Genomic DNA, 21,197 nt, shown 5'->3' with positions numbered 1-21,197 from the left:
AGTGGGCAATTCTAAGTGTTTATTGAGGTTAGTTCTCATTACCACTAGTGAGACGTTCCTACTTCGCAAAACCGGAAAAAATTATTCCGGTACTTCATGCAGGCTCCATCTCATGCACCACCTGACCGGCACGCAGGCGCACCAGATGATCGGCGATGTCGAAATAACGATCATCGTGGCTGATCACGATGATGGTCTTGCCCAGGCGTTTGAGGTCCGGCAGCAGCTCGGTGTAGAAGATGCGGCGGAAGGCCGGGTCCTGGTCGGCGGCCCACTCGTCGAACACCAGTACCGGGCGCTCTTCCAGCCAGGCATTGACCAGGGCCAGGCGCTTGCGTTGGCCGGTGGACAGGTCAGTGGTGCTGAACACGCCGTCCTTGACGCTGACCTTGTGCGCGATTTCCAGGCGCTCAAGGTATTTGGTGGCGCTGTCCAGGGACTGGGTGGCGCTGCCTTGTACCAGGTCATCGAACAGGTAATAGTCGGAAAACACGGTGGTAAACAACTGGCGATAATCGTCGCGCTCTGGGTCGGTCACCGCTGTACCGTTGAGCAGGATCTCACCCGCCTGAGGTGGATACAGGCCCAGCAGCAGCTTGATCAGGGTGGTCTTGCCGCTACCATTCTCGCCCACGACAAACACGATATCGCCTTGCTTGATGCTCAGGTTGATCGGCCCCAGGTGGAACGGTTGGCTGCCTTCAACCGCTGGCGGGCTGTAGCTGACGCCGCGCAGTTCAAGGCTGTTGACCACAGGCTTCGGCGCTTCACTGTCGTCCATCAACAAGTGGGGCTCGGGCGAAGAAAAACGTTCCGACAGTTCGCTGATGCGCCCGAAGGCAATCTTCGCCTTGCCAACCACGGGCAAGTAACCCAGCAGGTGCTCCAACGGGCCTTTCATATACAGCAGTACCAGCACGAAGCCGGTAATCACCGTGGGGTCGGGGTTGGGGTTGTAGGCCTGCATCGCCAGGGCCAGGCCGATGACCACGAAGAACAGCATCGAGCCAAAGGTCTTGGCCAGGATATAGATGTTGACTGAACGCACCTGGATATCGCTGATGCGGTCTGCGGTTTCCTGGATGCGGTGGGTGTTCATGCGAAACCGCCGCGGACGGTGCATGCGCAGTTCCTTGGCTCCCGAAGCAATCGCATTGTAGTAACGCTGCAATTCATCTTCGTGGCTACGGGCCAGATCGAAGCCCTGGATGCCTTTGCCGCCCGCGATGAATTGCACGGCGCTGCCGATGATGATTGCGACCACCATCATCAGGAACATCGGCACGGACAGGTAAGCCAGGTAACCCAGGCATCCCAGGGTAACGGTGGCGGCGATGGCCAGGGGCGTGAAGGCAAAGGAAAAGTCGCTGATGGTGTCCACGTCGTGGGTCAGCACCGGGATCAGGCGGTGAGAGCGATATTGCTCGATCTGCCCGATGGGCGCTGACAGCACCTTTTCACCCAGGTCCTTGCGCAGGGCGGCAATGATCCGTTGCCCGACGTAGTTGGTGCCGATGTCGGAAATGATCGAGCTGACCAGCGCCACCACGCACAACGCGGCGAAGGTTAACACCACACCCTGAGTCATCCCCCCCGCCGAATGCAGGGCATTGTTAATCGTCGCCAACAGCAAGGTAATGGCCAGGCCGCCCGCCATGCCAAGGGCGACGGAGACCGTCACGATGGTGCGAAAGGGCCTGAGCAATGCGAGCAAACCTTTGAAGGCGCCGCGCTTGGGGTCGGTCATAAATACTTCCCGGAAAGTGAAAAGAGGGGGCTGGGCACACAGACCCTTACCCATGACAAACGAAGCTGTGGCGTGACTATTTAGCGCGGCGTGCCGGACGGTGGCAGTGAGCGATAAATTGCCCGGGGCCTGGTTCGTTCTTGTTCTGTAGGCGCACGTGTATCAATGCCGTGCGTGGCCCTTTGAGCGAGAGCGAAACACATGACTAAAAAGAACCTGGTGTATGTCTGGTCCCTGAGAAATGCCGCCGCCGACAAGGCGGGGCAGCCGGTGGCCTATAAAGACCACGAGCGCTATATGAAATCGGTGCTGGAGTTTCTGGTGGGCTCGCTCAACGACACGTCGCTGGGCGAGGCTTACAACCTCGTAGGCGTGGTGTATGACGACGATGAGCACAACCCGCGGGACCAGCAGTTGGTGGCGGACTACGGCTTCGCCTACCAGCCGGGTCGCCAGTGGCTGTACCCAGCGGACTTGCGTGTGCAGGGCACGTTGGTCAACGACCTGCTGCTCAGCGTGCCGTCGACCTATCGTCGCCTGCCACGAGGCAGCGCCGAACATGTCGCCGGCAAGCAGGATTTCGAGCGTCGCCTGCATGACACCCTAGTGGAGTTGAAGGCTGACATCGTGGTGCTGGATGGTTTGCTGGTGATCCTCGACGAACTGGTGCGCCCGGGTGCGACGTTTGCGCGGCGCATCATGAACATTCATCCGGGCATCACCCGTCTCGAGTCGCCTTACGAGCGCCGTGGGGCGTACGCCACCTGGAATGCGCTGTACGGCGCACGTGGGCAGGCGATCACCGACTGGGCAACCAAAGCGACTCAGGCGTGCGAGCCGTTGTATTGGACCGGTGCGTCATTCCACTACGTGGATAACGGCATCGACTCGGGAGAGGTATTCCACGACGTGCTCAAGACCCAGATTTCGCCCGAAGACACCATCCTTGAGTTGCGCTGGAACAACTTCAACAACAGCCTGTTCCCGGCGCTGCATGAAGGCTTGGAGCTGTTGGCCAAACAAGGCTGAACATGCGGGCGCGAACCCTGTAGGAGCGAGCTTGCTCGCGAAAATCTCACAGACGCCGCGTTTATTCAGAGAGCACGCGTCATCGTTGACGTTTTTCGCGAGCGAGCTCGCTCCTACAAGGTATTAGAGCTCGCGCACGACCCGAAAGCCGATCCAGTCCCCGCGCGTCTGCGGGTAGATGTTGTTGCGATTGCCCGAGCGTGAAAACACCGGCGCCTCGCCCCAGTCATTGCCGCGAATCTGGTAGGCCTCGCAGTTGGGCTCCACCCAGGCGCTGCCATCAGTTGGCGCGCCGACGTAGTTCGGATGCTCGCAATCAGCCACCCGCTCATACACATTGCCGTGCATGTCATACATGCCAAAGGCATTCGGGGGGTAGCTGCCCACGGGCGACGAATAGCTGTAGCCGTCCGCCGGGCCGTAGGTGTTGGCGTGCTGGGCGATGCTGTAGCCCTTGCCTTCGTCGAACGGGAAGGGGAACGGGCCGGTGGTGCCGGCGCGGGCGGCGTATTCACGCTGGGCTTCGCTGACCATCTGGTACGTGTGCCCGGTCTTCTTCGACAGCCAGCTCACGTACTGCTTGATGTCGTCCATGTCCATGCACACCGCCGGCTGCCGTGGCCCCTGGGGATAGCGCGGCTTGCTGGCGATGCATTCGCGGCCGGGGCGGTCGTCGCCATTGGCGATCTTGACCCCGGTCTGGCGCACGTAGCTGTCCCATTCGCCGGCGGTGACATGGAAGCGGCTCATGGCGAACGGCTTGGCGAAGGTCACCTCGTGCATCGGGCCTTCGTCAGGCTCGCGGCCCACTTCGTCGTCCGGCGTACCCATGGTGAAGGTGCCGGCGGGAAGCACCACCATTTCCGGGCAGTCCTTGCAGTCTTTGAAGACCTTGCCCGGTTGTGGGGCAGCGGCCTGGGCCAGGCCGGGCAGCAGGGCGCCGCACAGGGCGGTGAGTGCCAATGCGGTGAGCGGTTTGAGTCGGGATGGCATCATGGAGGCGTCTCGTTCAAAGGGAAAAGGGGTCATAACCGCTGGCTCAGCAGGGTCATGAAGCGCTGGATCTCATCGGAGTTGTTAAGCAGGCCCGGCGAGGTGCGAATCACCGGGCCAACGTCACGGTCCACCGCGTCCACCACCACGCGGTTTTTCATCAGGTAGGCCGCAACGGCATCGCTGTCCCGGTTCTTGATCCGAAAGAAGGTGAATCCGGCTGACAGCTCGGGGCTGCGCGGTGTCACCAGTTCGATCTGCGGGTGGGCCAGCAGTTGGTCCTTGAGTTCGGTGTTGAGGGCATGGATGCGTGCCTGCACCGGCGCCTTGCCCAGTTGCAGGTGCAGCTTGAAGGCTTCGTCGGCGGCCCAGCGATGTTCGAAGGCGTGATAGCCGCCGGGCGTCATGGTCGTGGCGAAGTTTTTGTCTTCGGAGAAGGTCGGAATCATCGGTGTGACGAATTTGTTTTCGGTCTCGCGGGCGCACACCAGGCCGGTGCCCCGCGGGCCGAACATCCACTTGTGGGTGCCAGCGATGAAGAAGTCGCAGTGCATAGCGGGGAAGTCGAGGTCTTCCACGCCGAAGCCATGCACACCATCGACGATATAAAGCAGGCGGTCCGGCTCGTCGCGGTTGCGGTTGTGTTCGTCCACCAGCTTGCCGATCTCACCGATGGGCAGTTTTACGCCGCTGCCGGATTGCACCCAGGTCATGCCCAGCACGCGGGTGTTGGGGCGAATGTTGCGTTGGATGTTGCCCAGCACTTCATCGGCCGAGACCTGATTGGGGTTTTTGAACAGGCGTATCTTGCGAACCTGGGTGTGCTCCTTGCGTACCCGGAAGTCCAGGCTGAACGCGGTGGCGTAATGCTCATGCACCGTGGTGAGGATTTCCTGGTCGGCGCGCACCTTGATCCCGCCATAGATCATCGCCAGCCCTTCGGACGTGCTGCCGGTGAGGGCGATCTGCGCTGGCGTGGCGTTCAGGTAGCGGCCGGCCCACTCGCGTACCTGGCCCTCACGCTTCCAGGTTTCCTGCAGGTCCCAGTCCATGGCCAGGCCAGGGTTGCGGTCGATCTGTTGGCGGTAGCGTTCGATGGCCTCGCGCACGGGCCTGGGGTGCGAGGCCACCAGAAAGTTGGAAAAGTGCAGGTAATTGGGGTCCTGGTTGAACAGTTGCTTCAATCCCGACCATGGGTCGTTCGTAACAGCGGCTACTGCCTGAGGCAGCAACGCGGTGCCCAGCGGCAGGCTCGCGGCAAAGACGCCGGCCTGCTTGAGAAATGTACGGCGGTCGGTCATGGACTTACTTCGTGGTGGTTAGCGATTGGCCAATGGCTTGGCGGCTTTTTGTACTTGGTCCCACACCCGCAGGAAGTTGCCTCCCCACAGCTTGGCGATATCGGCTTCGGAGTAGCCGCGCTGGATCAGTTCGGCAGTGACGTTGCGCACCTCGCCGACGTTCTCCCAGCCCTGGAGGCCGCCGCCGTCGTTGAAGTCCGAGGCAATGCCGACATGATCGATGCCGATCTTGCGCACGGTGTAGTCGATGGCGTCGCCCAGGTCCTTGAGGGTGGCCTTGGGTTCTTCCTCGAGAATGCCGTACAGCGCGCTGGCGTATTGGCCGAAGCGTTGCTCGGGCCAGGCGGCAATGATTGCATCGCCGGGCATCAGGGCCATGGCCAGGTTGGGCAGTGGCGGCAGGTCGAAGCGTGCGCGCAAGGTATTGAGCTTGTCCTGGGTCGGCTGGCTCAAGGGGCGCAGGTAGGTGGGGAAACCCACCACTTGCACCACGCCGCCGCTGTTCTTGATCAGTTGCAGCTCCTTGTCGCTGAGGTTGCGCGGGATGTCCACCGATGCCCGTGGCGCCGAGTGGGACGCCACCATCGGCGTGCGGCTCAACTGCGCGACTTGCTCCAGGGCCTTGGTCGACATCTGCGACACGTCGATGATCACCCCCAGGTCATTGAGGCGATGCACCGCTTGCTGGCCGATAGGCGACAGGCCCTCGAGGGCATCGGTGGAGTCATTGAAGAACGGCAGCGGGCGCGACGAGTCGGACCAGGCGTTATTGCCGATGTAGCTGAACCCGAACATGCGCATGCCGCGTGCGGCCCACAAGTCCAGCTGGTTGAGGTCATTGCCCAAGGGGTAGGCGTTGAGCATGCTGATAAAAATCGCGAACTTGCCTTCGCCGTGCAGGCGGCGCATATCGTCCGGTGTGTAGGCAATGCCCACCTGGTTGGGAAAGTCACGCACCATGCCGGAGATGATCTTGTAGCGCACTTCCTGCTCGTGCCGGGCCTCTTCGACAAAACCGTCGGTGGGCTTGTGTGGGGCGTTGGCGCCGTTCCAGATTTCCGGCCAGCCGAAGATCGTCAGCGCGGCGCCCGACAATCGGCCGCGGGCGGCCTTGGCCAGGTCGAACTGGCCGCTGCCATCCTTGTCGGCCTCGTTGCCCGCCGTGCCGAAATCCAGGGGCAGGGTGATGTGGCTGTCGAACGACAACAGGCGATCCTGCATTTCATTGGCCTGCTTGATCACCTCCAGCGGGTAGCCGGCGTTGCCCTTGAACCACTGATCCCAGACCAGCAAGCCAGCCCCGGCGCCGATAGCGAGGGCCAGCGGCAGGCCGATATACAGCGCCTTTTTCGAACGTGATTTTGTCATTGCCATCTCAGTCAGTTGAGGCCTTTGCTATCAGGGAAGAACGAGCGATGACGGGGGAAATTTAGGTGGCGGGGGGAGGGCGGTAAATTTCATCGGGTTGCAAACGTTCTAGCTCTGATCAAGCTGTTTCCTAAGGTAGCCAATGACAATCTCTCGACGTGGGTTCATCGCAGGCCTGGCGCTGACCGGTGCAGCCGTGCCCGCGGCCTTTTATGCCCATCGCGAGTTGACGCGGGAAGAAGAGTTTCCTATCACCCCCGGCGAAGCTACGGTCGACCTCGCTGACACCCAGGGCCAGCACCTGGCGAACACCCTGCGGGGCGTCTGGAGCCTGCGCCTGGAAGGCCGCGATGCGGGCCTTGCGGGCCTGCCGCTGCATGGCCTGGAGTTGCTGCTCGACATCGCCCCCCGTGGGCGTGGCCTGCGCGGTTACCTGGACACCGCCGAGCAGCTGCGCGCTGAAGGCGAGCCGCGCTACCGGGTCTTGGGTGATGTGCTGACGGGCGAGGGCGCCGTGCTCTATTGGCGCTTGATCGACCGCGATTCAGCCGGCGGCGTGCCGGCCTATGAATTCAAGATGACCTTGGATGAAGTCTGGGCCGATTTCGGCAATGCCGGCAGCGCCACCCTCAGCGGGCACATCCTCGACCTTGAGCGGCCCCTGGCGCTGACCGAACGCGACAACCGTTTTATCGCCCACAAACAACTGTTCCCCGAAGCCCGCCAGCGCATCGGCCTCAACCCGACCTTGCTGGCCTGGCTGATTTCTCCCGAGCACCGCCTGTTTCACCAACTGTGGCACGCCACCCGCGACCAATGGCACAAGCTCTCCGAAGAAAAACGCGAGGCCCTGCGCGGCATCGGCTGGCAACCGGGGCCCCGTGGTCAGGAACGCGACGCCCGCGGCAAGCGCAAGGACCGCAATGGTTCGGGCATCGACTTCTTCTTCATGCACCGCCACATGCTCGGCACCGCACGTTCCATGCAGGACTTGCCCTCCTGGCCGCAATTCCCCGAGCCGCAACCGCCGTTGGAGCGGGATCGCCCGGGCTTTGTGCGCTACTTCGACAACCACGACGGTTTCGCACTGCCGCCCTGTTGGTCAGCGCCAGATGACGCCGACTACACCCAGTGGGTCAGCGATATCAAGGCGGCCGAGACCTACCACAGCAACTTCCAGGTGTGGGAATCCCAATACCGCGACCCGCGCTACCTGGCCAAGTTGACCCTGGGCCAACTGGGCTCGGAAATGGAGCTGGGCCTGCACGATTGGCTGCATATGCGCTGGGCCTCGGTGCCCCGCGACCCGTCCAACGGCGCCCCGGTCCCCTTCGCCCGTGACCCCGCAGACTTTGCCGCACGTTGGTATGCGCCGGAGAACGACTTTCTGGGCGACCCGTTTTCATCCCATGTGAACCCGGTGTTCTGGCATTTCCACGGCTGGATCGATGACCGCATCGAAGACTGGTTTCGTGCCCACGAGCGCTTCAACCCAGGCGAGGTGAGCCGACTGGAAGTCAACGGCGTAGCCTGGTTTGCGCCAGGCCGCTGGGTGGAAATAGGTGACCCGTGGCTGGGCCCGGACACCCACGGCTGCAGCACCACGCCGGGGCTGCAACAGGGGCGCTCGATGGAAATGGACCCGGAGATCATGAAGCTGGCCCTGCGCATTACCTTCGGTGCCGATGAAGAGCTGCTCAAGGGGCTGTTCAAACGTGTGCCGCAGCGGCCATGGTATGCGCGGCATCTGAAACTCAAACGCGAGGCTTAGCAGGTTTTTTAAACCTGCTCTTCCTCACGCAATTGCGCACTCATCTCATCGCAACTGCGTGCCCAGTCGCTCAACCATTGCGGCATCGGCGGTGAGGTGTCGTCCAAGCCCAACTCGCGGATGAATTCGGCCGGGGGCAGGGTGCCCTTGGCGGATCGAAACAGCCCACGCATCACCACCACGCCGACCACCCGCCCATTGCTGACGAAGCGGTGCTCCATCAGGTTCCACTTGTGGTCCCAGCCGAGAATGCGGGTATGCACCTCGAATACCTCGAACAGCTTCAATTCCCGACGGAACTTGCCCCAGGTATCGCCGACTATCGGCATCGCCTTATGGCGCAGCGCCACGCGAAAGGCGCCGGTGCGCAGCACAAAATCCATGCGAGCCACATCGGCCAGGGTGAAATACCGGCCATTGGTGACATGCCGGTTCAGGTCCAGGTCCAGCGGCCAGACACGCATGCGCACCACCGTGGTAGCCAGGCCGTGAACCGGTTTGCGCCAGGGGCGGCGCAACAGCATGTGCAGTAATCGAAACCAGAGATTCATAAAAACGCCAGGCAGTTGATCAATGGCCGCACTGTACGGGGGTGGGATCGGCTAAGGTAGATGCGTAAATGACTTATTACATGCGAAAAGTGCAAGCCGGAGTTTTTACATGCATGTCACCTTGCTCCTGGCGGATCAATGTTCCGCTGCCAGTGCCACCCTGGCCATGGAAATGCTCAGTGCGGCCAATCTGTTCGCTGAAAGCCCGCCGTTTGAGGTGATGCTCGCGTCTATGGACGGCCAGCCGGTGACAGCATGGGGCGGGCAGCGCCTGCAGGTGCAGGGTTCACTGGCGCTGATCGCGCACACGGACCTGGTGCTGATTCCCGGGTTTCTCTTTACCCTCAAGGAGGCTATGCCGACGTTTGCTGCCTACGGCCCCTGGTTGCGTGAGCAGCATGGGCAGGGCGCCGTGTTGGCGTCGATGTGCACGGCGGCCTTCATGCTGGCAGAGACCGGCTTATTGCACGGCTTGCGTGCGACGACTCACTGGGCATTTGCCGGGTTCTTCCGGCGTCGATATGCCCAGGTCAGCCTGGATGAGGGGCAGATCCTTTGCGAAGACAATCGCCTGATCACGTGCGGGGGCGCTACGGCGGCGATGGACTTGATGCTGCACCTCATCCGCCGTTTCGGCTCGCCGGAGCTGGCTCATACCTGCGGCAAGTACTTGCTGATCGATGCCGGCCGCACCGAGCAGTCGGCCTACGCGATGTGGTCGCTGTCCAAAAGCCACGGTGATGCGCAGATCCTGCGTGTGCAGCATTGGTTGGAGCAGCACTTTGCGCAGTCAATGGCGATCGATGAGGTGGCCCGGCGCTTTGGTTTTGGCGTGCGTAATTTCAAGCGGCGTTTCAAGGATGCCACTGGTTGTACGCCGATTGGCTACCTGCAAACCCTGCGCCTGGAACGAGCCAAGCAGATGCTGGAGTCAACACGCATGACCCTCGCCAGCATCACGTATGCCGTGGGCTATGAGGACAGCAACTCGTTTCGGCGTCTGTTCCAGCAACGGGTGGGGATGCTGCCGGCGGCGTATCGCAAGAAGTTCCTGGTTGCCCAGGGCGACGCCTATGTACCTGAGGCACCGAGGTCCTGACTTGCCTTGATGCCGGTCAGGTAGGCAGGCGCGCTGCATCGTGGTCGTGTATCACTTTTTTGCGCGGGGATTGCTTTGTGCAACACCGTGCAGCAATAGCGCCTCAAACACCCGCTGTACCCGTGGTTCGTCGCTGTGGGCCACATTGAAGCGCATTGAGTCGCGGTGGGCCGGGTCGTAGCCGAAGAGCGCGCCAGGTGCCAGTACCATGCTGCGTTTCAGGGCCTCCTGGGCCAGGAGTTCGCCGTTCACGCCAGGCGGCAGGCGTGCCCAGATGAACATCCCGCCTTCATACGCCATGGGCAGTTCGCACCCGCAGCGCTTGAGCCATTGTTCGACGCGCCCACCGGCTTCCATCAGGCGCTGCACCATGCGTTTGCGGTGCTTGGCGTAACTGCCTTCGCTGAGCATGCGGTAGACGATCTGTTCGAACAGTTCCGAGGTGACGCCGCCGCTCATCAATTTCATGTTGGTCAGGTTGGCGGCCAGTTGCGGAGCGGCCACCACATAGCTGACGCGGGCGTTGGCGCTCAGGATTTTCGAGAACCCCGACAGGTAGGTAACCTGGTCCAGCCCGGCGACGGCGGCCAGGCGTGGTGGAGGGTTGGGGTGCAGGTCGCCGTAGAGGTCGTCCTCGACGATGTGGCAGTGGTACTGCTGGGTCAGTTGCAACAGGCGAAACGCTTGGCTGGGGCTGAAGGAGTGGCCGGTGGGGTTGTGCAACACGCTGGTGGTCAGATACAGGCTGGGGCGGTGTTCGGCCAGCAGCTGTTCGAGGGCGCTGAAGTCAAAGCCGTCGGGGCGGCGTGCAATGGTGATGACTTTGACGCCGTGCAGCGCCAGGTTGGCGTGGAAGTTGAAGTAGCACGGCGCGTCGAGCAGCACCGTGTCGCCGGGGCGTGCGAGCAGGCGCATGAGCATGTCCAGGCCCTGCACGGTATTGGGTGTGGTGATGATCTGTTCCACCGGTACCGACAAGCCTTCGCCGTGCAGTTTCTGTTGCAGCGCCTGGCGCAACGGCAACAGCCCCGCCGGCGTGCCCAGCCCGGCGATACGCAGTGACGGCGCACGCACTACGCTGCGCATGGCCTGGCGGATCGCTTCGCCATTGAGCCAATCCTCCGGCAAGTGCCCGCCACCGGGGCGCAGTTCGCCACTGGCGGTGGCCAAGGGCCGGCGCAATACGCTGAGCAGGTCTTGGGGCAATAGGTCCACCCAGGTCGCCGAGGCAGGGCGGGTGCTGTCCATCGCCACGAAGTAGCCGCGGCCCTGGCTCGAGGTGAGCAGGTGGCGACCGCGCAGGCGGTCCAGTGCCTCATTGAGAGTGAACTTGCTGACGCCGAGGACCTGGGTCAGTTCACGCACGGATGGCAGTTTGCTGCCCGGTGCCCATTCGCCATTTTCGATGGCCAGGCTGAACGCCTCGACGATCTGCTGGACCTTGGGCGTGCCTTCTACGAAAGCGATGGCGGATACAAACATGACGCGTCCTTGTGTTTGCCGGTGCTTTTACCGGTGAAGTTAGGCCGGATTAGGCACCACTTTACCTGCCTTGCGCAATGCCACTCCCCTAGACTGCGCGGCATCTCGCCTGGAGATGGCGATATTTCCTACACCTGAGCAATGGGTTTTGCATTTCCATGAAGACTTATATGTGCGCACCCTGCGGTTTTATGTACGTAGAAGAACTGGGTATTCCGGAGGACGGAATTCCCGCAGGCACCCCTTGGGAAGAGGTGCCTGAAGATTGGACATGCCCGGATTGCGGCGTGACCAAGGCCGATTTCATGGCCATCAATCTTCCTGAACGTCAATTCGCCTGACACTCCATCAACGAAAGGAATCGTCCCATGAACAGCAAACTGATCAACGCCACCGTCCCGTTCTGCACCGGTGTGGCCCACCAGAAATACCTGGGCGCCGAAAAGGGCCTGCAAACCGCCATCGAAGGTGACTGCACCCACTGGTACATCGACGGCAGCCTGTTCGGCGAAATGGTCGATGACTGGACCGAGGCGCGTATCGAGAGCCTGCAGGCGCAAATCGCGGCCACGGGGGTCAAGCCGGTTTTCCATGGCAACTTCAAGGCGCCGTTGGGCAGTGATGTCGAAGCCTTCCGTAGTGCGGCCGTGGAGTACGTCAAAAAAGAAATCGATATCGCCAGCCGCCTGGGCGCGCCGTTGATCATTCACGGTGGTTGCATCGTCGAGCCGAAAATGGTGCTGATGGCCAAGAAGGTTGCCCTGGAGCATTATCTCAAGTCGGTGCAGGAACTGGCGCGCTATGCCGAGGCCAAGGGCACGGATATCTACTTGGAGAACCTGTCCAACTATGTCAACTATCGGCCGTTCCACTACATCTTTACCCATGAAGCCGAATACGCCTTTGTGTTCGAGCGCCTGCAAGCCCATAGCAATGTGTATTTCTTCCTCGATGCCGGCCACGCCAACATCGAGAACGGCCTGCCGGCAGAAGTGGTGCGCAAATACCACCACTTGATCAAGGGCATTTCCTTCAGCAACAACAACGGCGTGCAAGACCAGCACTTCGGCATCCATGACGGCAACTGCGATTACGCCGATGTGCTGCAGGCCATTGTCGAGACCAACTGGAAGGGGCTGGTCGCGTTTGAAACCCGCAACCAGACCGCCAAGGCTGCCCTGGCTGACCTGGCGGTGATGTACCGCGACTCCCTGACCACCGAAATCGCTGTCGCCTGATCGGCCGGGGGCGAGCGCTGGCCGCGTTCGCCCTGTTGCTGCTGTTTCTCTTTATTCAAGGTGCTGGCCATGACAAGTGCGTTAACCCTGTCTTCATTTCTCTACTTTCTGTTGTTTTGCGCCACCATGACCTTCAGCCCGGGCCCCATGACGTTGCTGTTGTTGAGCCTGGGCTTGAAGGACGGCCTGCGCAGTTCGATCCCGGCGCAGGTCGGCGCCAGTGTGTCGTACCTGATTTCGATCCTGATCTTTGCCGTCGGCTTCTCGGAATTGATCAAGGGCAACCTCGCCATTACCCAGACCATCCAGTTTGTCGGGGTGGCCTACATTCTTTACCTGGCCTACAAGCAGTGGACCAGCAGTGGCGTGTCGATCAACAACGCCGACAAGGTCGAGGGGGCGCGCAGCCTGTTTGGCAAAGGGCTGTTGACCGGGTTTTCCAACCCCAAGACCATCATCATGTTCAGCGCCGTGTTCCCGCAGTTTGCCGGCGCCGGTGAACACAGTTCGGCGGCGGACATCGCCATCCTTGGCCTGACCTTCCTGCTGCTGCAATTTGCCAGCGGCTGCCTGTATTGCTATTTCGGCCAGCGCATCAAACACGTGCTGGAAAACCCCAAGCGCCGGGTGTTGTTGCAGCGAATCACGGCCGTGTTGCTGCTGGGCGTCGCCTTGATGCTGGCGCGTGGGTTTTCGCACTGAAGTATTAGCCAATAAGCGGTAGTGGCGATTTGACGTCGCCCTGATAGACTCCAGGCATTCACCCAGGATCGCCCCCACCATGCCAGCCGTCGGAGGAAAAGGACTTCCGCTCGCTTTGCGCTTGTACAAATCTCGCCTGCTGGGGCTGACGCTCGGCTTTGTATGCGTGGCGTTCGGCATGTATCCGTTGAATCCGTCCCTGTGGGTGTGGGCCTGGATGCTGATCAATGCCTTTGCGTGGCCGCACCTGGCTTTTCAATGTTCGTTGCGCTCGGCCAATACCTTGCGCAGCGAACGCCGCAGCCTGCTGTTCGATTCCTTTTGCGGTGGGTTCTGGGTTGGCGCGATGCACTTCAACCCGCTGCCCAGCGTCACCACCCTGTCGATGATGAGCATGAACAACGTCGCCATCGGCGGGCCGCGTTTCCTGTTCGCGGGTTGGGTGGCGCAGGCACTGGGGCTGGGCACCGCGTTGCTGCTGTTCACACCAGAATTTATCGCCGTGACCACCCAGGCCCAGCTGTATGCCTGCCTGCCGATCCTGATGCTGTATCCCCTGGCCCTGGGCTGGATCTGCTACCGCCAGGCCGTCACCTTGGCCCGCCACAAACGTGAACTGCTGGCCTTGAGCCGCACCGACAGCCTGTCGGGCCTGCTCAACCACGGCGCCTGGAAGGACCATCTGGACCTCGAGTTTCAACGCTGCCGCCGTGGCCCGGGCGGTGCCGCCATCGCGTTGATCGACATCGACCACTTCAAGACCATCAACGATACCTACGGCCATGTGACTGGCGATATCGTCCTGCGCCAACTGAGCAAGGTGCTGCGCCAGAACCTGCGCACTACCGACCTGGCCGGACGCTATGGCGGTGATGAGTTCTGCGTGATCCTGCCAGACATGCCCCTCAACCGTGCCACCGAGGTGATGGAGGCCTTGCGCGGTCGCTTCAACGCCTTGGCCTACGCCCAGGACCCGACACTGCGAGTGAGCCTGAGCATCGGCCTGGCGCCGTACCGGCCGAGCCACGCCGACTCCATCAGTTGGCTCAACGACGCCGACCAGGCGCTGTATGAGGCCAAAAGCAGCGGGCGCAACCGGGTCAGTTCGGTACAGGGCAGTTGGTTGCGGTCAGTTTAGTGGGGTAGGGTGGCGGGGCACCCTCCAACAAAAAAACAAGGATCGGTCCATGCTCTTCACCTTCCCGCGTACCCTGTTGGCCGCTACCCTGGCCTTGTCTTTCAGCCTGCCGGCCTACAGCGCCGAGCCTCATAAACAGATCCAGCAACAGGCCGAACAATACAAGGCCGAAGCCTTGAAGCTGCTGGAGCGCCTGGTGAATATCGACTCGGGCTCAGGCTACGAGCCGGGCCTGACCCAAGTGCGCGATATCGCCGTGGATGAGTTGAAACAGTTGGGTTTCACCATCGAATTGGTGCCGGATAAAGCCGCCAACAATAGCCATGTGGTCGCCAACCTCAAAGGCACCGGCAAGGCCAAGATCCTGCTGATGGCCCATATGGACACCGTATTCAAGGAAGGCTCGGCTGCCGAGCGCCCCTTCCATATCAAGGACGGCCGCGCCTACGGCCCCGGCGTGATGGATGACAAGGGCGGCATCGTTGCGGGCATCTATGCGCTCAAGGTCCTCAAAAGCCAGGGTTTCAAGGATTACGCGCAGATCACCTTCCTGCTCGACGCCAGCGAAGAAACCGGCTCCGACGCCGCATCCGAACTGATCCGCAACACTGCCAAGGGCCACGACGTGACCCTGAACCTGGAACCCGGCCGCCCCGCCGACGGCCTGGTGGTATGGCGCAAAGGCAGCGCCACCGCGGTGGTCGAAGTCAAAGGCAAGGCCGCCCACGCCGGCGTCGCCCCGGAACTGGGACGCAACGCCGCGATGGAAGCCGCGCACCAGATCCTGCAACTGGGCAAACTCGGCGATGAAGACAAGAAAACCACCATCAACTTCACCGTGCTCAAGTCCGGTGACCGCACTAACGTCATCCCTGACCAAGCCACCGCCAAGGCCGACGTGCGTGCGGCCTTGCCGGAAGAGTTCGACCGGATCGAGAAAGACCTGGCGCGGGTTTCAGCCAACAAATTGATCCCGGAAACCGAAGTGAAAACCAGCCTGCAGCGCGGCCTGCCACCGATGCCGCAGACCGCCGAGTCGGATAAGTTGGTAGCGATAGCCCAAGGGATTTATGGCGAACTGGGACGCAAGTTGACCATCGAAGGCAGCGGCGGCGCGGCGGATGCCAGCTTGTCCGCCGGTGTAGGCACGCCGACGCTGGATGGGTTTGGGATAGTGGGGGGCAATATTCACACGGCGGAGGAATATGCCGAGGTGGAGAGTGTGGTACCGCGGGTTTATTTGTTGAGTCGGATGATCATGGAGCTTTCCAAGCGCTGATCAGAACACTGGATGATCGAACGAAGCAGATTTGAATGGGGGAGGAATGCCCGTCCGGCAAACGCAGATCCCCTGTGGGAGCGGGCTTGCCCGCGAAGGCGGTGTGTCAGTCGCTGCATGTGTTACTGCACTACCGCTTTCGCAGGCAAGCCAGCTCCCACATTTGATCTTTGTTGATTTGAGCGTTGTGTTTGCTTGAGTAACTCGCATTGGGGCAGCCCCTCCGACATCGAGTACTGCGTTCAATGCGGAAGTCACCATGTGGAAGGGTCTTCGAGACTGGCTTTTTGAAGGTCGTCTTTCCAGACCTCGTTGGCCAGTCGATAAATGTCCGCAAAGAAACCTCGGGGGTCGTCTATTTCTGTTTCGTCCCAAGCCATTGTTATGTACTCATCATAATCGCTTTCAAATTCTTTCGAAAAGTCGAAGTCGGGTTTGTCTAGCACATCTCTAAGTGCAGCCATTAATACGAAGCGATGTCTGTATGACAAATACATAAGGTCCTTCAGAACAAAAGAAATTATGATTTTTTCTCTGTCTTTCTCATTGTTAGGGTCGTACTTCCATAGTTCTTTTCCAACTGTATCCTCAAGGTCGTATATCGATAAGGCTCCCAATATATGAGAGATATTAGGGGTGTAAGGGGTGTTCATGAATGGGCACTTCAGCATTGTCTGCTCACTTTGGGAATGCGGTAAATGGCCGAGTCGGATTGTTTCTATCAAATCTGATCTCTGCTCTGTCCATATTTTCAATGTACTTAGGGTCGTTTAAGTTTCGGTGGTTAGGCTTGTAGCCTCGTCCGGCTCCAGGTAGCTCGACTATAACCACAGGGTTACCCCTTCTATCAAAACCTGTAGGAAGTGGTGAATCGCCCTGCATCCTGCCCATGGCTTTATTTATAGCGTTAAGCTGCATCACCCAGGTTTTAAATTGAGAGCTGGAATTGATAGCTTCTCTCTCCCCAGTGGTCGGATTTGTTCCATCAATAGATCGTTGCCTTAAAGCGTTATCTGGTATCTCTGGGCTATGCTTTTCAACCGAATGCATATCATATTCCTGCTCCCAACCCAGCACTTTTCGTTTTGCATTTGCCTCTGCCAGTTCATCTATTCTCGCCTGTCGCTGAGTACGCCCCAGTTGAGGTAAAGCGGGCGCGCCTTCATTTACACTAGGCTTCGGAAGAATAGGAGGAGCGTTAGGCTTGCATTGGTCCCCTGGGCAGGTACTTAATCCTAATGGATCCACCCACCCTGTAGGGTTTGGCACATACCGGTACCCATTGATCCCCCCCGCCAACTTCACCGGATCTGGCGTCAGGTAACGACCAATATCTGGATTGTAGTAGCGATGGCGGTTGTAGTGCAGACCGCTTTCCTGATCGAAATACTGACCCTGAAAGCGCAGCGGGTTGTCGATGTTGCTTACGTCGAGCCGGGCGATCTGGCCGTAGGCGCGGTAGTGGGCGGACCAGATGATTTCGCCTTCGGGGTTGGTCAGTTCCTGCGGGGTGCCGAGGTGGTCGAGTTGGTAGTGGTAGGGCTTGGTTTCTTTTGGGCCGAAACCTTCCAACAGGGCCAATGGGCGGAAGCTGTCGGGTTCGTAGAGGTAGCTGCGATGGCGCTCTGCATGGTGTTCGGCTATCAGCTTGTCGCCTTGCCAGAAAAATTCCGTGGTTTTGCCCTCCACGGTTTTGCTGACACGCTGCCCAAACGGGTCATAGCGATAGCTGGCGGTTTCGCCGTTCGGCTTTGTGATGCTGATTAATCGATGCTGGCAGTCGTAGCGGTACTCAGTAACGAGTTGCTGGCTTTTGCCGCGCCGCTCGCGGATGAGGTTGCCGAAGGCGTCGTAGTCGTAATGGCGGTCGCCCTGGATCATCAGGCGGTTGGCCGCAACGATGTCCGGGCCGGGGCGGTCTTGCATCAGCAGGTTGCCGGCCGGGTTGTGGGCGAAGCGTTCCTGTACGTCCTGGGAGTGGTCGGCGCGGGTCAGGCGGGCGAGGGGGTCGTAGCGGTAAAGGTGTTCGCCTTTGCGGGTGTCGAGCAGGCGGGTGAGGTTGCCGGATTTGTCGTAGTCGTATTGGCGTTGGTAGAGGTGGTTTTGTTGCTGCGTTACCGCGTGGGCGTGCAGGCGGTGTTGGTCGTCGTAGTGGTAGTGGCTGAGCACTTGGCCTTGCTGGCGCTGATGCTCTCGACCGCTCTTGAATAGGTGCGAGGTAAGCACTTCACCGTTGAGTTCGACGGTGGCGAGGTGGCCGCCTTTGTCGTGGTTGAAAGTGACGCGGTTATTATCCGGCAGGCACAGGTTTTTCAGTTGCCCGCAGGCGTCGTAGCCGTAGCGCAGGGTGCCCCAGCCTTGGTGTTCGGCGGTGAGGCGGTTTTGGCGGTCGTATTCGTAGGCCAACGCCCAGTGACCGTCTTCGACGCTGAGGAGGTTGCCCTGGCGGTCGTAGGCATAGTCGACAACGCTGGCACCGGGCAGGGTTTTTCGGACGAGGCGCCCGGCGTGGTCGCGCTCGTAACGGGTGATTAGCTGACTGTTATCGTCGCCGTATTCGGTCTTCTCCAGCAGGTTGCCGTTGAGGTCGTAGGCGTAGGCGGTGCGCTGGCCGTCGAAGCCGGTTTCCTGGCGGATCAGGCCGTTGGGGTGGTAGTCGAGTTGGTAGGTTTCGCCGGCTTCGTTTTCGATCTCGGTGAGCAATAGCCGAGCGTTGTCGTAGCGGTACTTGACCTGGGTGCCGTCGGCGTTGAGACGGCGGCTGATCAGGTGCAGGCCGTCGGCGTATTCGTAGCGGGTGACGTGGCCGAGTTCGTCGCGTTCGGCGATGATTTTGCCGTAGGGGTTGTAGCTGAATTCCCTACAACCACCGCCTGGCAAGACGAGGCGAATCAGCCTGCCGACGCAGTCCCAGTGATACTGCGTCAGCGCACCATGCTCATCCTCACAGGCAACTTGCCGTCCCAGATCGTCATAGCGATAACGCTTGATCCCACCATGGGGCAATTGCTCTTCAAGCAGTTGCCCGCGTTCGTTCCACACCAGTCGATGGCAACTGTGATCCGGGTACCAAACTCCATTCAGTTGCCCGTGCTTGTTGTAGCTGTAGTCAGTAACCTCTCCATCGGGATCGGTCCTACGCGTAACATCGCCTTGCTCATTACGCTCATATTTCCAGACCGCCTCCCCACGTCTGACAACCCGTACAAAACCGTTGTCATGCTCGTAGGACGTTGGCTCATCATCCCCCGGAAACAGCGCGACCAAGCGTCCGGCGTCGTCATACTGATAGGCCGTCACCGCGCCCATCGGGTCTTGCTCGACGGTCAGCCGGCCCTGGTCGTCGTAGGATTTAAAGTGCGTGGCGCCGTCCGGATCAATCCTCTGCACCAGCCGCGCCCGCTGGTCATGGATATACACCTCCTGGCTACCATCGGCGTTATGCACCGTGACACGCCCGTCCTCGCCCCAGGCATAACGCGTGTCCATCTGCGAAAAACTCGCCCAATGCCGCACGCAGCGCGCCGCCTTGCCCGCGTGTTCCCATTCCCAATAGAAACTCGCCCCACCGGCTAACTGCCGCTCGAGAATGACGTGCTGATCGTCGTACCGATAACGCTCGCTTTCCCCGACAGCATTGGTTGCGCAGACCAGTCGTCCGTGTTCGTCGTAGGCGTAGGAAACAAGGTTCTGTTCGGTTTCCCAAACGTAGGGCTCACGCCCTTTGGCGCGATGAACCTGGTAGTCCACCGCGACGATGCGACCCAACTCATAACGCAGCAGCAACGAACGACCGGCGCCATTATCCAACCGCTCAATCCGCCCAGAACGATCCCGGCAAAGGCGCAGCCGGTTGTCATATGCATCGCTGATGGTTGTCAGTACACCGTCGCGAAAGTGATAAAAACGCGAGGCCTGGGCCAGCACCAGTTCATCAGGAGCCGAGCCTAAATAGATCGCCGCTTCGGCCAGGCTATTGGTGATCGCGGGCCGAGAATCGGTGGGCAAGGGCAGGGTAGTCGAGCGATTCTCATGATCGATCCACACCACCGAATCGCCCGACACACAAAGCCTGTGAGCCAGCGCATGGCTCCAACCAAACCCCAACCCACAATCGACCTCCACCGCGCTAGTGCGATACAGCCGCGTCCACTCAAACGGCAAAATCCCGTCCAGCGCGCCGTCGGTGAGGGTGAGCAATTCCTCGCCGGTGACCATCGACACCGGGCAGCCGTGAGTGACTGTTTTATCCGCAGGCGCCGCCGCATCGCCCTTCGGATTCGACGCCACAGTTGGCACATCATCGACAGGCTCCTGACGGACCAACGTCGTGCGCTGGGTCTTGCCGCGCACCATCGGCACCGGGTTCGAAACTAGCGTATCGCCCGCCTTCAACGGCACAGCCGGCACCGTCTTAATCGGCGTCGCCGCACTGCTCAGCAACACCGGCTTGGCCGCCTCCACATGGGTTTCCAACCGAGGCCCCGCCACCTGCTTGGCCAGCAATTCCAACAACGCCCGCGCCCGCCCGGACTTGACGCCACTAAGCACCTGAGCGCCCAGGCGCAGCTGGACCCCAATGCCTCGCGTGGCCCAGATCAGCAACAGATTGATCAAGACTTCGCCGGTGATTTCACCCAGCAGTTCGTACATGTCGGGTGGCGGCAGCATGCGTACCCAGGCCACCAGCGCCGACAGGTAGATAAACAACAGCGGCTCATCACTGAGTACCAGCAACCCCTTGGCCAGCGTGTCTTTGCCCAGCTTGAGCAGCGCATTCAGCTCGGCCTCGGACAGGTATTTCAGCAACGTTTCGCTGTTGGTCTTGAGGTTCGCGAGCAGGTCGTACAGCTCGGTGATGTTGTCCCACAGGTTATAAAGCGCGTTGCCCAGCCCGGCAGCAAAGGCCATGCCCTGTAAGGCACTGCGCTTGTAAGCCGGCGCTTTGGCAAAGTCTGCCCATCGAGGCTTGAAATACTCGGCCCATGCCGTGCGCAAATCCGCTTCCAGCCCGGCGATCACAGACTCATAGGACGCATACAGCGCCTGGACGTGAGCCTTGGAAACGTTGGGGTAAAAGGTGATTTCGTACTGTTGGTCGCGGGTACAGTCGCTGACTTCAAGAATGCCGCTGGGGCCAATGGTCCGATGCAGCGGCGCGCCTACCGGGCTGCCGTCCTGTGCAACGGCTTGCAGCCTCACGGGCGTGTTGCCGATAGGCACGAACTGCGTGCTTTCGAACAGATGCACCAGCGTCAGCCCACCCTGGGCTTTGCATTGAGCGACGGTGCGGCTGGGTTTGTCGGAAGAGATCGGCGCGACCAGTGCGACGTCTTCCCCAACCTTGAACACCTGCTCCACGCTAAGTGCCGAACCACTTAAAAAGCTGTCGGTCCACTTATCAAAGGTATTCAGGCAGGTACGCAAATCCGCGAATACGCGCTCAACCTTCGGCGCTTCGGGATCCATCGGCACCAGCATCAGGTTGGCCAGCACCGC

The 21,197-nt window shown here is 60.4% G+C and carries 16 protein-coding genes; 8 read left to right on the top strand and 8 right to left on the bottom strand.

What is annotated here, in order from left to right:
* Positions 1-94: 94 nt before the first annotated feature.
* Entirely contained in the window at positions 95-1,747 is a 1,653-nt protein-coding gene (locus tag JFT58_RS04970; protein WP_034127740.1) for a cyclic peptide export ABC transporter, read from the bottom strand.
* 201 nt (positions 1,748-1,948) lie between these two features.
* Here JFT58_RS04970 and JFT58_RS04965 point away from each other — a divergent pair, with 201 nt between their 5' ends.
* Positions 1,949-2,776 (top strand): formyltransferase family protein, encoded by an 828-nt coding sequence (locus tag JFT58_RS04965; protein WP_054897058.1) that lies wholly within the window; start codon positions 1,949-1,951, stop codon positions 2,774-2,776.
* A gap of 123 nt (positions 2,777-2,899) precedes the next feature.
* Here JFT58_RS04965 and pvdO read toward each other — a convergent pair whose 3' ends face one another.
* Genes pvdO through pvdM form a run of 3 tightly spaced genes read right to left on the bottom strand, consistent with a single transcriptional unit; the run spans position 2,900 to position 6,438 of the window.
* The gene (gene pvdO, locus JFT58_RS04960) at positions 2,900-3,772 is read right to left on the bottom strand and encodes a dihydropyoverdine dehydrogenase (protein WP_034127738.1); all 873 of its coding nucleotides are present in this window, start codon (positions 3,770-3,772) and stop codon (positions 2,900-2,902) included.
* 29 nt (positions 3,773-3,801) lie between these two features.
* A complete protein-coding gene (gene pvdN, locus JFT58_RS04955; protein ID WP_054897059.1) occupies positions 3,802-5,070 on the bottom strand; it encodes a pyoverdine-tailoring periplasmic protein PvdN in 1,269 nt (422 codons plus the stop codon).
* An 18-nt stretch (positions 5,071-5,088) separates the two neighbouring features.
* A complete protein-coding gene (pvdM, locus tag JFT58_RS04950; RefSeq protein ID WP_054897060.1) occupies positions 5,089-6,438 on the bottom strand; it encodes a pyoverdine-tailoring dipeptidase-like protein PvdM in 1,350 nt (449 codons plus the stop codon).
* A gap of 142 nt (positions 6,439-6,580) precedes the next feature.
* On the opposite strand from pvdM, the gene pvdP reads away from it, so the two are divergent.
* Positions 6,581-8,209, top strand: a complete 1,629-nt coding sequence (pvdP, locus tag JFT58_RS04945) for a pyoverdine maturation tyrosinase PvdP (protein ID WP_054897061.1) — start codon at positions 6,581-6,583, stop codon at positions 8,207-8,209.
* 8 nt (positions 8,210-8,217) lie between these two features.
* Here pvdP and JFT58_RS04940 read toward each other — a convergent pair whose 3' ends face one another.
* Positions 8,218-8,760 (bottom strand): thioesterase family protein, encoded by a 543-nt coding sequence (locus tag JFT58_RS04940; RefSeq protein WP_054897062.1) that lies wholly within the window; start codon positions 8,758-8,760, stop codon positions 8,218-8,220.
* A gap of 109 nt (positions 8,761-8,869) precedes the next feature.
* On the opposite strand from JFT58_RS04940, the gene JFT58_RS04935 reads away from it, so the two are divergent.
* Positions 8,870-9,859 (top strand): GlxA family transcriptional regulator, encoded by a 990-nt coding sequence (locus tag JFT58_RS04935; protein ID WP_054897063.1) that lies wholly within the window; start codon positions 8,870-8,872, stop codon positions 9,857-9,859.
* Between the two features lie 51 nt (positions 9,860-9,910).
* Here the strand turns inward: JFT58_RS04935 and JFT58_RS04930 are convergent, their stop codons facing one another.
* A complete protein-coding gene (locus JFT58_RS04930) occupies positions 9,911-11,341 on the bottom strand; it encodes an aminotransferase-like domain-containing protein (RefSeq protein WP_054897064.1) in 1,431 nt (476 codons plus the stop codon).
* Between the two features lie 158 nt (positions 11,342-11,499).
* Here JFT58_RS04930 and JFT58_RS04925 point away from each other — a divergent pair, with 158 nt between their 5' ends.
* The 5 genes from JFT58_RS04925 to JFT58_RS04905 all read left to right on the top strand — a co-directional run bounded on the left by JFT58_RS04925 (position 11,500) and on the right by JFT58_RS04905 (position 15,698).
* On the top strand, positions 11,500-11,682 hold the full coding sequence (locus JFT58_RS04925; protein WP_014718115.1) for a rubredoxin: 183 nt from the start codon (positions 11,500-11,502) through the stop codon (positions 11,680-11,682).
* Between the two features lie 27 nt (positions 11,683-11,709).
* Positions 11,710-12,579 carry a sugar phosphate isomerase/epimerase family protein gene (locus JFT58_RS04920; RefSeq protein ID WP_034127732.1) on the top strand — a complete coding sequence of 290 codons (870 nt, stop codon included), beginning with the start codon at positions 11,710-11,712 and terminating at the stop codon, positions 12,577-12,579.
* Between the two features lie 69 nt (positions 12,580-12,648).
* On the top strand, positions 12,649-13,281 hold the full coding sequence (locus JFT58_RS04915) for a LysE family translocator (protein ID WP_034127731.1): 633 nt from the start codon (positions 12,649-12,651) through the stop codon (positions 13,279-13,281).
* A gap of 79 nt (positions 13,282-13,360) precedes the next feature.
* Entirely contained in the window at positions 13,361-14,419 is a 1,059-nt protein-coding gene (locus JFT58_RS04910; RefSeq protein WP_054897065.1) for a diguanylate cyclase, read from the top strand.
* 49 nt (positions 14,420-14,468) lie between these two features.
* The gene (locus JFT58_RS04905; RefSeq protein ID WP_054897066.1) at positions 14,469-15,698 is read left to right on the top strand and encodes a M20/M25/M40 family metallo-hydrolase; all 1,230 of its coding nucleotides are present in this window, start codon (positions 14,469-14,471) and stop codon (positions 15,696-15,698) included.
* A 254-nt stretch (positions 15,699-15,952) separates the two neighbouring features.
* On the opposite strand, the gene JFT58_RS04900 is transcribed toward JFT58_RS04905, so the two are convergent.
* Complete coding sequence (locus JFT58_RS04900; protein ID WP_371264142.1) at positions 15,953-16,351, bottom strand: hypothetical protein; 399 nt, start codon at positions 16,349-16,351, stop codon at positions 15,953-15,955.
* Positions 16,352-16,376: 25 nt separating this feature from the next.
* Positions 16,377-21,179 (bottom strand): RHS repeat-associated core domain-containing protein, encoded by a 4,803-nt coding sequence (locus JFT58_RS04895; RefSeq protein WP_373458826.1) that lies wholly within the window; start codon positions 21,177-21,179, stop codon positions 16,377-16,379.
* Positions 21,180-21,197 lie beyond the last annotated feature (18 nt).

The sequence above is a fragment of the Pseudomonas sp. MF6767 genome (genome assembly GCF_016405475.1).
Lineage (GTDB): Bacteria > Pseudomonadota > Gammaproteobacteria > Pseudomonadales > Pseudomonadaceae > Aquipseudomonas > Aquipseudomonas paracarnis.
Note: the sequence above shows the minus strand (reverse complement) of the source record. Positions and strands in the feature narration are given on the sequence as shown.